General features: G+C 63.7%; 11 protein-coding genes. 8 read left to right on the forward strand and 3 right to left on the reverse strand.

Annotation, left to right across the window (positions count from 1 at the left end; all coding sequences use genetic code 11):
* Nucleotides 1-4 precede the first annotated feature (4 nt).
* The 6 genes from ABZ677_RS16250 to ABZ677_RS16275 all read left to right on the forward strand — a co-directional run bounded on the left by ABZ677_RS16250 (nt 5) and on the right by ABZ677_RS16275 (nt 7,620).
* A complete protein-coding gene (locus ABZ677_RS16250; RefSeq protein ID WP_358370961.1) occupies nt 5-3,283 on the forward strand; it encodes an error-prone DNA polymerase in 3,279 nt (1,092 codons plus the stop codon).
* A gap of 77 nt (nt 3,284-3,360) precedes the next feature.
* Nucleotides 3,361-4,329 (forward strand): ABC transporter substrate-binding protein, encoded by a 969-nt coding sequence (locus ABZ677_RS16255; protein ID WP_358370964.1) that lies wholly within the window; start codon nt 3,361-3,363, stop codon nt 4,327-4,329.
* 33 nt (nt 4,330-4,362) lie between these two features.
* Nucleotides 4,363-5,331, forward strand: coding sequence for an iron chelate uptake ABC transporter family permease subunit (locus ABZ677_RS16260; RefSeq protein ID WP_068051775.1), 969 nt, complete (start codon nt 4,363-4,365; stop codon nt 5,329-5,331).
* Between the two features lie 7 nt (nt 5,332-5,338).
* Nucleotides 5,339-6,337, forward strand: a complete 999-nt coding sequence (locus tag ABZ677_RS16265; RefSeq protein WP_358370967.1) for an iron chelate uptake ABC transporter family permease subunit — start codon at nt 5,339-5,341, stop codon at nt 6,335-6,337.
* Nucleotides 6,334-7,092, forward strand: a complete 759-nt coding sequence (locus tag ABZ677_RS16270; protein WP_358370970.1) for an ATP-binding cassette domain-containing protein — start codon at nt 6,334-6,336, stop codon at nt 7,090-7,092. The genes ABZ677_RS16265 and ABZ677_RS16270 overlap by 4 nt, the downstream gene beginning before the upstream one ends.
* A 27-nt stretch (nt 7,093-7,119) precedes the next feature.
* Complete coding sequence (locus tag ABZ677_RS16275; RefSeq protein ID WP_358370973.1) at nt 7,120-7,620, forward strand: metallophosphoesterase; 501 nt, start codon at nt 7,120-7,122, stop codon at nt 7,618-7,620.
* A gap of 15 nt (nt 7,621-7,635) precedes the next feature.
* On the opposite strand, the gene ABZ677_RS16280 is transcribed toward ABZ677_RS16275, so the two are convergent.
* On the reverse strand, nt 7,636-8,361 hold the full coding sequence (locus ABZ677_RS16280) for an SDR family oxidoreductase (RefSeq protein ID WP_037188205.1): 726 nt from the start codon (nt 8,359-8,361) through the stop codon (nt 7,636-7,638).
* 77 nt (nt 8,362-8,438) lie between these two features.
* On the opposite strand from ABZ677_RS16280, the gene ABZ677_RS16285 reads away from it, so the two are divergent.
* A complete protein-coding gene (locus ABZ677_RS16285; RefSeq protein ID WP_358370976.1) occupies nt 8,439-9,278 on the forward strand; it encodes a helix-turn-helix transcriptional regulator in 840 nt (279 codons plus the stop codon).
* Between the two features lie 120 nt (nt 9,279-9,398).
* Nucleotides 9,399-10,328: an SDR family oxidoreductase gene (locus ABZ677_RS16290; protein WP_094633727.1), complete on the forward strand. Its 930-nt coding sequence runs from the start codon at nt 9,399-9,401 to the stop codon at nt 10,326-10,328.
* Between the two features lie 46 nt (nt 10,329-10,374).
* On the opposite strand, the gene ABZ677_RS16295 is transcribed toward ABZ677_RS16290, so the two are convergent.
* Entirely contained in the window at nt 10,375-11,328 is a 954-nt protein-coding gene (locus ABZ677_RS16295) for a HAMP domain-containing protein (protein ID WP_037188198.1), read from the reverse strand.
* 168 nt (nt 11,329-11,496) lie between these two features.
* On the reverse strand, nt 11,497-13,080 hold a 1,584-nt coding region (locus tag ABZ677_RS16300), incomplete at its 5' end, for a hypothetical protein (RefSeq protein ID WP_358370980.1).

Below are 13,080 nucleotides of genomic sequence, written 5' to 3' on the forward strand. Positions count from 1 at the left end.
CTCGATGGGATGGAACGACGGACCACCCACGTGGTCGGAGATGGAACGAGTTCTGTCCGGGCGTCCCAAGCCTGCGGCCGAGGGTGACGGTGGCGACAGCCCGGCCTGGTCCCGGAAACGAGAAGCCTACGAGGGGCCTCGCCACCGCGAGCCGGTGCGCCCGGCAACGCCGTATGCGGAATTGCATGCGCACTCGGCGTTCAGCTTTCTCGACGGTGCCTCGCAGCCCGAGGAGATGGTCGAGGAGGCGGTACGCCTTGGCCTCGAGTCCATCGCTATCACCGATCACGACGGTTTCTACGGAGTCGTGCGCTTTGCCGAGGCGGCCAGAGCTCTCGGCATCGGAACCGTGTTCGGTGCCGAACTCTCGCTGGACACACATCGATCCCGAGCCGGGGAGACCGATCCCGACGGCACTCATCTACTGGTGCTCGCTCGCGGCCAGGAGGGGTATCGCCGGCTCTCACGTCGGATCGCAGCTGCACACCTGGCAGGTGGGGTCAAAGGTAAGCCGCAGTACGACATCGACGAACTCACCGAATCGGCGGGCGGTCACTGGCAGATTCTCACCGGTTGCCGAAAGGGACATGTCCGGCAGGCGCTCTCGCGTGGTGGTCCGGAGGCGGCAGAGGCCGCGCTGCGCGCTCTCGTCGACCGGTTCGGATCCGATCGTGTCACCGTCGAACTCACCCGGCACGGCGTCGCGGACGACGACGAGCGCAACGACGCTCTCGCGACGCTGGCTCGGCGGTACGGTCTTCCGACGATCGCCACCACGGCCGCGCACTACGCCAGCCCCCGCAGCAGGAGATTGGCCATGGCGATGGCCGCTGTGCGTGCACGGAGCAGCTTGGACGAGGCTGCCGGTTGGTTGGCACCGACCGGCGGCGGACATCTACGTTCCGGGGCGGAGATGTCGGAGCTGTTCCAGCACTATCCGGGCGCGGTGCGCGGTGCCGTCGAGCTCGGCCGTGAGTGTTCGTTCGATCTGACGTTGATCGCGCCGCGCCTACCGCCGTTCGATGTGCCCGACGGATACACCGAGATCAGCTATCTTCGTCGACTCACGTTCGAGGGGGCCGCACGCCGGTACGGCTCGCAGTCGGCGAACCCGGCGGCCTATTCGCAGCTCGAGTACGAGCTCGACATCATCGAGAGGCTCGAATTCCCCGGCTACTTCCTGGTGGTCCACGACATCGTCCACTTCTGCAAGACACACGACATCCTCTGTCAGGGAAGAGGTTCGGCGGCAAACTCGGCTGTCTGCTTCGCGATCGGCATCACCAACGTCGATCCGGTGGCGAACAAGCTGCTGTTCGAGCGGTTCCTCGCACCCGAGCGCGATGGACCCCCCGACATCGACATCGACATCGAATCCGATCGTCGAGAAGAAGCGATCCAGCACGTCTACGCCAAGTACGGCCGCACTCATGCCGCTCAGGTGGCCAACGTCATCACCTATCGCGGCAAGTCCTCGGTGCGAGACATGGCCCGTGCGCTCGGCTTTTCGCAGGGGCAGCAGGACGCATGGAGCAAGCAGATCACCCGCTGGTCGGGAATCGGAGATCAGGAGGGCGACGGTATCCCCGAGTCCGTTCTCGAACTCGCGCGGCAGATCGAGGGCTTCCCTCGCCACCTCGGTATTCACTCCGGTGGCATGGTGATCTGCGATCGGCCGATCGCCGACGTCTGCCCGGTGGAATGGGCGACGATGGAGAACCGCAGTGTGCTTCAGTGGGACAAGGACGATTGTGCCGCAGTGGGTTTGGTGAAGTTCGACATGCTCGGGCTCGGCATGCTCTCGGCGCTGCACTACATGATGGACCTGATCGCCGAGCACAAGGGCATCGATATCGAACTCGCCTCGATCGACCTGTCCGAGCCCGAGGTGTACGAGATGCTGCAGCGAGCCGATTCGGTGGGGGTCTTCCAGGTCGAGTCCCGCGCGCAGATGGCCACTCTGCCGCGGCTCAAGCCGCGGAACTTCTACGATCTGGTGGTCGAGGTGGCGCTGATCCGTCCCGGTCCGATCCAGGGTGGTTCGGTACACCCGTACATCAAGCGCCGCAACGGACTCGAGCCGGTAATCTTCGAGCATCCGTCGCTCAAGAAGGCGCTCGATCGAACTCTGGGCGTTCCGCTGTTCCAGGAACAGCTGATGCAGATGGCGATCGACGTCGCCGGTTTCAGTGCCGCTGACGCCGATCAACTGCGCCGCGCCATGGGATCGAAACGGTCACCGGAGAAGATGGAACTGCTGCGGGGGCGGTTCTACGACGGGATGCGCGATCTTCACGGCATCACCGGCGCGGCGGCGGACCGAATCTACGAAAAGCTGTCGGCTTTCGCCAATTTCGGTTTCCCCGAGAGCCATTCGCAGAGCTTCGCCTCACTGGTGTTCTACTCGTCGTGGTTCAAGTTGCACCATCCGGCGGCGTTCTGTGCAGGTTTGCTGCGCGCCCAACCGATGGGTTTCTACTCACCGCAATCTTTGGTCGCCGATGCCAGGCGGCACGGTGTGCTCGTCCACGGTGCAGACGTGAACGCCAGTCTCGGCCATGCGAATCTGGAGGCGGACGGCCTCGAGATTCGCATGGGGTTGGCGGATGTGAAGTTCATCGGGACCGCAGTGGCCCAGAAGATCGTCGACGCGCGAGATGCACACGGGCCGTACACCTCGTTCCTGGACCTGACGGGACGCGTCGAACTGTCGGTTGCACAGGCGGAAGCACTTGCCACGGCAGGCGCACTCGGGTGCTTCGGCATCACACGTCGAGAGGCGCTGTGGGCTGCGGGCGCGGCAGCGGGGGAGCGTCCGGGCCTGCTTCCTGGCATCGGAGCGTCGACGAAAGCGCCTGCGCTACCGGGAATGTCGGATCTCGATCTGGCCTCGGCCGACGTCTGGGCAACCGGTGTGTCACCGGATTCCTATCCCACGCAGTTCTTTCGCGATCGGCTCGATTCATTCGGCGTGATTCCCGCGAACCGGCTGCTGCAGATTCCGGATGGCGACCGAGTGCTCGTCGGCGGAGCGGTGACGCATCGCCAACGGCCGGCCACTGCCGGAGGCGTCACGTTCATCAACCTCGAGGACGAGACCGGCATGGTCAACGTGGTGTGCTCGGTCGGATTGTGGGCCAAGTACCGCAAGTTGGCGATCACGGCTCCGGCGTTGCTGATTCGAGGCAAAGTACAGAACGCCGAGGGGGCGGTGACCGTGGTGGCAGACCATCTGCAACTGATGGATCTGCGAGTCGCATCCAGATCCAGGGACTTTCGCTGACTCCCCAGCTAAAATTTGCATAGCCTTGCCTAAGTGTTACTTTACTGCTCAACCAAAGTTCCAGTAAAGATCGAGCAATGGAGTACACCGAAGTGAGAACGTTCCGCGCCCCCCGTCTGCTTGTCGCGGCCACCGCGACCTCGCTGCTCGTGCTCGGTGCGTGCAGCACCGACTCGGCCACAGACGAATCGACCGACGCCGCAACTGTCACCATCGAGACGAACAACGGCAGCATGGAGGTTCCCGCGAATCCGGTGCGCGTGGCGGCACTGGACAACACCTCGTTCGAGACGCTTCGGGCGTTCGGTATCGAGCCGGTCGCTCTGCCCAAACCCATCATGCCGTCGACGGGCTTCGAGGAGTGGATCGACAACGATGCCATTCTCGACGTCGGAACACATCGCGAACCGAACCTCGAAGTGGTCAGCGAAGCAGAACCCGATCTCATCATCGGCGGCTACCGATTTCAGGAGTACACCGACGAGCTCGGCGAGATCGCGCCGACCATCGACATCTCGCCCGACGACGAGAACTTCGTCGACACTCTGAAGACCCAGACCGAGACACTCGGCGTCATCTTCGACAAGGAGGACCGGGCGGCCGAGATCATCGCGGCCCTCGACGCCGCGGAGGCTTCCGCCGCGGCGCAGACCACCGGGCAGACGGTGTTTCTTGCCAACGTCAACGGCGGCAAGATCGACAACGGTGCCGCGCGCATCGGTCGTCTCCTCGAACCACTCACGCTGACCGACGTATTCGCAGGGCAGGCAGGCGATGTCCATGGTGACTCGGGTTTGGCACCGGAGACCATCGCTCAGGCCAACCCCGATTGGGTGATCGTCCTGGACCGCGACGCCGCAGCGGGTGAGCCCGGTTCGTCCCCTGCCAAGGCCGTCTTCGATGCACAGGAAGCCTTCGCCGACACCACCTTCACCACCGAGGATCAGATCATCTACCTCGATCCGTTCTTCTACACCCGCGAGGGAATCCAGGCGTACACTGAAGCGTTCCAATCGATTTCGGACGCGTTCGAGAGCGCCGCGTAGGCCCCGGCGAACACCGTTCGACGCATCGCCGACATGACGAACAAGAGACTCCTGCTTGCCGCGATCGTGGTGGTCGTGACGCTGTTGACCGTGGCGTCGCTACTCGTCGGTGGATACGACATCACCGTCGCCTCGATGGTCGACGACCCCGCGGCCAGAAACATGTTCCTGATCTCGCGGGTTCCGCGCACGTTGGCTTTGATCTTCGCAGCCATGGCCATGAGCATCTCCGGGGTGATCATGCAGATGATCACCCAGAACAAGTTCGTCGAGCCGACCACCGCCGGTACGGCGCAGTGGGCCGGCCTCGGTGTTCTGGCCACATTGATCGTGTTACCCGACGCCCCGCCGATGACCAAGATGCTCATTGCCACGGTCTTCGCTCTGGTCGGCACGCTGCTGTTCGTCGGCGTGCTCCGGCGGCTGTCGGTCCGGACGACGTTGGTGGTCCCGCTCGTCGGCATCATGCTCGGCGCCGTCGTCGGGGCCGTCACCACGTTCCTCGCCGGGACTTTCGATCTGCTGCAGGCGATGTCGGCCTGGCGGTCCGGCGGGTTCAGTGGCATCGTGCGAGGGTTCTACGAACCGATGTGGGCGGTGATCGTCATTGCGGTGCTGGCATACCTGCTGGCGCATCGCTTCACAGTTGCCGGGCTCGGTAAGGAGCTCGCGACCAACGTCGGTATGAGGTACGAGCAGATCGTTCTGGTCGGAGTTGCCATGGTTGCCGTGGCGACCGGCGTCACCACGGTCGTCGTCGGGTTCATTCCGTTTCTCGGACTCATCGTGCCCAACCTGGTGTCGATGATGCTCGGCGACGACGTTCGCAAGAACCTCCCCTGGGTGGCGCTCGTCGGTGCCGGTCTGCTGCTGGCATGCGATCTCGTCGGGCGAACAGTAGTGGCACCCATGGAAATTCCCGCATCGGTCGTTCTCGGAGTTCTGGGGGCAGTCGTGTTCGTCGTTCTTATCGTGAGGCAGCGCCGATATGTCAGTGCTTAGTTCCCGTGTGGCCCCGCGCTCGGCCGGGCCGGCTCTGGGCGGACCCGAGGCCTCGCGCTTCACTCCGAGGATGCGGTTGGCGGTGCTCTCGGTGATCGTGGCGATCGCCATCGTGTGCTTTCTGTTCCTGTTCGTGCGCGGATCGTTCGCATTCGCGTTCCCTCGGCGGCTGAACATGGTGGGAGCCATGGCCGTTGCGGCGTTCACGCACGGCCTCGGCACGGTGGTCTTTCATACCGTCACCAACAACCGCATTCTGACACCGTCCATCATCGGGTTCGATTCGCTCTACACGCTGATGCAGACACTCATGGTGTTCGTCTTCGGCGGCACCGTCATCGCCAACACCGAGGGGATCCCGAAGTTGTTGGCACAGACGGCGTTGATGGTCGCACTGGCCACCGTGCTGTACGGCTGGCTGTTCTCCGGAAAGCTCGGCAGCCTGTTCCTGATGCTGCTGGTCGGCGTGGTGCTTGGTTTGGCGTTCGACAGTATCTCGACGTTTCTGCAACGCCTGCTCTCACCCACCGAATACGACATGCTCTCGGTCGAACTGTTCGGCCGACTGAGCGCTGTGAAGGGTGACTACCTGCCGTTGGCGTTCGGGGTGTGTCTGTTTGCCGGAATCGTGCTGTGGAAGCGCCGACACCACCTGGACGCACTGTTGCTCGGCCGAGAGGCAGCCATGGGGATCGGGGTGTCGTACAAGCGCGAACTGACGTCGATGCTGATGTTGATCGCTCTACTGGTGGCGTTCTCGACGGCGCTCGTGGGACCGATGACGTTCTTCGGTTTCATCGTGGCGACGCTGGCCTACCAGGTGACCGGCAGCTACAAGCACATCTACGTCCTCCCGATGGCGTTCCTGCTGGGCTTCTTGACGTTGTTGCTCGGGCAGTTCGTCATGCAGCACATTTTCTACGCCGGCGGATTCCTCACTGTCATCATCGAATTCGCCGGTGGCATCCTGTTCCTGATCATGATTCTTCGTAGGGGCACGCTGTGATCGATTTTCGTGATGTGACCAAGGCCTATCAGGACGTGGTCGTCCTCGGTCCTGTGACCGGTGCCATTGCCGAGGGCGGGATCACCTCGCTCGTCGGGCCGAACGGTGCAGGAAAATCCACCTTGCTGACGATCATCGGGCGATTGCTCGATCCGACCTCGGGCACGATCACCGTGGGCGGGATGGATGTTCGCGTCACGAAGTCTCGGGAACTCGCCAAGCACCTGTCGATCCTGCGTCAAGAGAACCACATCACCGCGCGGTTGACGGTCCGTGAGCTGGTCGGGTTCGGCCGGTTCCCGCACTCGAAGGGCAAACTCGGTCCCGAGGACGAGGCGCACGTCGACGACGCCTTGGATTTTCTGAATCTGAAGGCGCTCGAAGGGCGATTTCTGGATCAGCTCTCCGGCGGGCAGCGGCAACGAGCGTTCGTGGCGATGGTGCTGGCTCAGGACACCGAATATCTTCTCCTAGACGAGCCCCTGAACAATCTCGATCTCAAGCATTCGGTGTTGATGATGAAGCAATTGCGTCGTGCTGCAGACGAACTGGGCAAGACGATCGTGCTCGTCGTGCACGACATCAACTTCGCAGCTGCCTACTCCGACAGTATCGTCGCCATGCGCGACGGCGGCATCGTGAACACGGGCACCGCCGAGGAGATGATGCAGGACGACGTGCTGACCGAGGTGTTCGATACCCCGGTTCGCGTCCACGTCGTCGAGGGGCATCGCACTGCCGTCTATGTGCGGTAGTGGATCGGCGACGTGCACAATCGAGTGGTGAAGTTGCTGCTGATTGCCGACACTCATCTCCCGAAGCGCGCCCGTGACCTCCCCGCCGAGGTGTGGTCGGCTGTGGACGACGCCGATGTGGTGATCCACGCAGGCGACTGGGTGGACCTGGCTGCGTTCGAGGCACTCTCGCAGCGGTCGCGTCGACTGGTTGCGTGCTGGGGCAACAACGACGGCGAGGAACTGCGAGCTCTGATGCCCGAACGCGCCGACGTCCTACTCGGCGGGGTGCGGTTCACCGTGATCCACGAGACCGGTGCCGCGACGGGGCGGGAACGACGGATGGCGGAGGCGTACCCGGAAACGGACGTGCTCGTGTTCGGCCACAGTCACATACCGTGGGACACTGTCGCAGACAACGGTCTACGGCTGCTGAACCCGGGATCGCCGACGGATCGGCGTCGGCAACCGTTCTGTACGTACATGACGGCCACAGCCGAAGACGGTGCGCTCACTGACGTGGAGCTGCACCGCATCGCCCCTCGATAGTGGTGACCGAAGTACTCACATTCCGCCGGCCACCCTGATGACGGTTCCGGTCGCGTATCGCGCATCCTCGGACAACAACCACGACACCGCACCGGCGATCTCGTTCGGCACACCGGGACGGCCGAGGGGAATGCTCGACGCCATCTTCTGTGGCCGTTCACGATCGCGGTGGAAGTCGGTCTCGATGATCCCGGGTGCCACTGCATTGACGCGAATGTTCTGCGCAGCAACTTCTTTCGACAGTCCGACCGTCAGAGTATCGACAGCCGCCTTGGCCGCCGCGTAGTGGACGTACATTCCAGGACTGCCCAGGGTCGCGGCAGCGGAGGAGATGTTGACGATCGAGCCACCCGATCCGGTCATCGCTGCGATCGCATACTTGCAGCAGGTGAGTACCCCGACGAGATTCACGTCGAGGTCCGCTCTGATGGTCTCGATGTCGTTGTCCACCAGCGCCCCCACAGCCCGTGCCGAACCGGCGTTGTTCACGAGACCGGTGACTGCGCCTATCTCGGCGGCTGCGGTGAAGAGATCGATCACCGCCTGCTCGTCGGTGGTGTCGGCGCGTACGGCGATCACCGTTCGGCCGTCGGTCGACAATTCGGCGGCCAACGCTTCCGCGGCAGTGGCGTCGGAGCGATAGCCGATCACCACATCGTGCCCGTCGGACACCAACCGCCTGGACACCGCAGCACCGATTCCACGGCTTCCGCCGGTGACGACGGTCAGGGCAGGACTCATCTCTCGACAATAGCCACCGCGCAGCAGGCACAATTCATGCAGGCGCGATGCGCACGCACGGGAAAGAGGGAACCGACGTGATCGATCGACCGGAATTGGCAGCGTTTCTACGGCAGCGACGGCAGTCGCTGCAGCCGGAAGACGTCGGGCTGCCACGGGGGCAGCGCAGACGCACACAGGGCCTCCGCCGTGAGGAGGTCGCTGAGCTGTGCCACATGTCTACCGACTACTACGCACGACTCGAACGGGCTACCGGACCCGCCCCGTCGGCGCAGATGATCGCCTCCATCGCACAGGGATTGCACCTGTCGCTCGGCGAGCGTGATCACGTGTTCCGACTCGCCGGGCACAATCCTCCCGTCCGCGGGTCGTCGAGCGACCACATCAGCCCGGGAATGCTACGAATTCTGGACCGCCTGAACGACACACCCGCCGAGATCGTGTCCGAAATCGGAGAGACGCTCCGTCAGACACCGCTGGGCGCGGCACTGACCGGTGATGCCTCGCAGCGCACCGGCCCCCAGCGAAGTCTGGGGTATCGCTGGTTCACCGACCCCGAGGCCCGGCAGTCGTATCCGCCCGAAGAGCGTGCAGTGCTGTCTCGGGTGTACGCGTCGGGGCTACGCGAAATAGTCACTCTTCGCGGACCCGACTCGAGAGCTGCGCACCTGTCCACAGAGCTGCTCGAGGTCAGCGAGGAATTTCGAACCCTGTGGGCGAAACGCGAAGTGGGGGTTCACCCACCCGAGTCCAAGCGGTTTCTGCACCCGACGGTCGGCCTGCTGCAACTGAACTGCCAGACCCTTCTCGACCCCCAACAAGAGCATCGTCTGCTGGTGTACACGGCCGTCCCCGGCAGTGAAAGCTACGCCAAATTGGAGCTGCTCGCGGTGGTGGGAACTCAGGTTCTGTCCTGACGCGATCCACGGTGTCGGCCGTATCAGTGGATCGGGAAGTCCTGGATGAGCTCGTGGTAATCGTCGAACATGGGTTCTGCAGATCGAATCCGCAGATCGACACCAGCACAGGAGCTTGTCATGGGCCGCACAGCACACACATCCCTTCCCGATCTGACGGGGAAGATTGCCGTCGTCACGGGAGCAAGCGACGGGATCGGAACGGTCATCGCCACGCAGCTCGCTCGCTCCGGTGCCGAGGTCGTCATGCCGGTGCGCTCGGCCACCAAGGGGGAGCGGGCAGCCGAATCGATCCGAGTCGCGGTGCCGGGAGCGAAGGTCACCACTCGGGCGCTGGATCTGTCGTCCTTGGAATCCGTTTCCGCCCTGGTGGACGACTTGTCATCCGATGGCCGGGCGATCGACATACTCGTCAACAATGCAGGTGTCATGCAGCCACCTGCGCGTCAGGTCACCGAGGATGGATTCGAGCTGCAGTTCGGTACCAATCACCTCGGCCACTTCGCGCTCACCCTCGGTCTACTGCCGCTGCTGCGGAAAGGTAATGCGCGGGTCACCCATCAGACGAGCATTGCGGCACGGTCGGGGACCATCAATTGGGACGACCTCAACTGGGAGCGTTCCTACGACGTCATGAAGGCCTACAGTCAATCGAAGCTCGCGGTGGCTCTGTTCGCACGCGAACTCGAGGCTCGTAGTAGTGCAGGCGGCTGGGGAATCACCAGCAACATCGCTCACCCGGGAATTTCGCCGACCAACTTGCTTGCGGCACAACCGGGATTGGGGCGACCGAAGGATTCGGCCGGCAGACGATTGATCGGCGTTCTTGCCCGCGTCGGCATTGCGGGCACTGTGGACAGCGCAGCGCAGCCAGGATTGATTGCGGCCGCGGGTAGCGACGCGCGTGGGGATCAGTTCTTCGGTCCTAAGCGAATCATCGGCGGGCCACCGGCCGAGGTCGGCATGTGGAAGCCGATGCGCAGCATGGACGATGCGCGCCGCTTGTGGGGTGCATCGGAACAACTGACCGGTGTGCGGCTCTCGTCCTGAACGGCACTGGTTCCGAACAGCACTGGTTCCGAACGGTTCTCGGCCGTCACTGCGGGGTGGGCGCGGGCTCCCGGGCATGGTCGACCAGGTCGTGCACCAGCCCGTTGATGACGTCCATCTGAGTGATGACTTCGACGCGCAATCGGTCCTGCTCGTCCTCCGGCATGTCCGGGGTGTCCGGCCGGTCGAGGGACATCAATAGATCGATGTTGGTGCGCAATGCTGTCAGCGGCTCCATCAGTTCCGCGCCGGCATCGATGATCAGCTGACCCTGCCGTGCTCGCGAACGAGACAGGGAGGCCAACATCTCGTTGAAGCTGTTGGCCAGTGATGCCAGTTCGTCGTCTCCGTTGACGTCGATGGGCTCGAAATCTCCTGTGCGGGCGACGCGTTCGGTAGCGGCCCGCAGTCGCCTGACCGGTCGGAGTCCGGTGCGTGCGACGGCGGCACCGGCTACGCCTGCCAACGCGACGAGAAACGCCCCGACGAGGACCAGGGCGAGCGTGAGCTTGCCGAGAAGAGGTGACGCTCCGCTGAGAGCCTCGGCCACCAGGATCGTTTCGCCGGAATCGGTGCGCTTGGCGGAGATGTAATAGCCACGTACCTCGCGCAAGGATTGATCGACGTCACCGTCGATGACCGATATTTCCGCATCGTCCAGAACTCCGTCGGAATTGGTGAACGGCTCGGAGCCGTTCGTGGACGTCACCAAAGTCCCGTCGCTCATCGCGAAGGCGACCTTCACCGCGGTTCCCTCGGTGTCTTCGATGCCGAAGCCGAAGATATCGGCCGGAACGCCTGATGCTGCGCTGGCAATGATGGCGTCGCTGTTGCGTTCGACGCGGTCGATGATCTGTGAGCGGAGGGCCTGCTCTGCGACGAGATAGATCGCAAGAGCGCTGACTGCGACTGCCAGGGCTGCCACGCTCATCGTCAACACTCGGATGCGGCCGTGCAACGACAGTGCTCGCGGGCGAGCGGTTGCACGTGAATTGCTCATTTCTCGAGTATGCCGGTCGACGAGTGACGACCATTCTGCAGGCCACGCGGACCGACGTCGACAGTCGGCGAAGGTCGACGGTCCATCGAGTTCGTGCACCTGGGTTCGGCTTGCCGACCTTGGCGCGAGCGCCGGCACGGTCCGCCGTCCTCAGTGGAAGCCCGATCTTCAGAAGGGCGGGGTGTCGGTGTCTTCGGCTGTCGGTTCTGTTTCGGGGTCCTGGTGGTCGGGAGGGTTGGGGTAGGCGATGATGCCGGATCGTGTCGGTCGGGTGGGGATGTGTGGTGTGAGGTCGTCGCCGAGGATGGGGACAGCTGTGCCGTTGGTGGGCAGGGTGATCCGGGTGGTCTTCGAGGTCGATGTCCAGAGGATGGCTCCGCCGGGGAGCATGGTGGCGGTCCAGTAGCCGGCGGTTTTGACGCTGTGGTGGTAGTCGCAGAGGCATTGGAGGTTGTTGACGGTGGTCCAGCCTCCGCCGAGGGGGTTGGTGTGGTCGTAGGGGGTGATGTGGTCGAGTTGGCAGCGTGCGGCGGGGCGGTGGCAGCCGGGGAATCGGCAGTGTTTGTCGCGTAGTCGGACGGCTGCGGTGGTGAGGGTGTCGGGTCGGTAGATCAGGGCGCGGTCGGTGAGCGGGTCGCGAGGTACTGATTTTCCGAGGGTGGGATCGGCTGCGATAGCAGCTTCGAGTGCAGCGGCGAGCGATGCGTTGCCGGGGTAGATGCCACTGGCTGTACAGCTACCGCGGTTGCCCGAACGCCCGAGTCCCGACTGGTTCAAGGCGGCGTGGTTCAGGGCGGCGCGGTTCAGTGTCGGGAGATCGAGGGCAGAGCTGTGCCGTGTGCCCCGGCCGACGGGGGTGTGGGTGCAGAACAGGGCTGCGGCGGAGGTCAGCGATTGGGTCCGTCGTGGCCTGTCCTCGTCTCCGCTGAAGTCGGGTGGAGCTGGATCTGCCGCTGGATGGGCAGGGGTGTCCTCGGTCTGACCCTCCAGCGGAGCCGGTGAGGTTGTCGTCCCCGGCGGCGGCGCAGGTGCTTGTGCTGGATCGGGTGTCGAACTCGACGTGTCGATCGGACCTCGGGCCGATGTTGCAGGCGATGATGCTGGACCGGAGCCGCGGTCGGGTTCTGTTTCCTGACGGGAAGCAGATGATCCTTCCGCTGCAGACGCTGGCGCTGGAGTGGTGCTCGCATCGGTGTCGGTTGTCTCGGTCGTGTTTGTCGACGAAGCCCTGTTCGGTGCCGATGGTGATGCTGCGGTCGACTTCGTTACTGACTTCGCGTCGGGCTTTGCTTCCGCCTTCGTAGTCGCTGTATCCGACTCCTGCTGCTGGTCTGTCGGTGTTCGTTCCCATTCCCCTGTTTCCGGGTTCTGGTGTGCGAGGCCGAGGGATTCGGCCAGGGTGACGGCTTCGGTGAGCAGGATCTGCCAGTGACTGTTGCGTGCCAGCTCCTGCGCGAGGTCGGGGTCGATGGAACCGTGCCCGGCGAGGTAGGCGGGGTTGGCGAGCAGTCCGATGAGGGTGGCGATGTCGACGGTGATCATCGTCAACGGCACCCGCCGATCCGGCAACGCGGTGTCGTTCTTCGGGCAGTCGGGGCGGTGGCACAGGCAGGCCAGTCGGGGTTCGCCGTGCATGCGGGCCATGAACGCATCACAGAGGCGTTCTTTCTTCCCGCGCGGGTCTTTCGGGCAGAGGGTGTCGGCCATTTCTTCGAGGAGTTGCCATGCGGTGGCGGCTTCGGGTGCGGTCAA

The organism is Rhodococcus sp. NPDC006774 (assembly GCF_040636045.1).
Classification (GTDB): domain Bacteria; phylum Actinomycetota; class Actinomycetes; order Mycobacteriales; family Mycobacteriaceae; genus Rhodococcoides.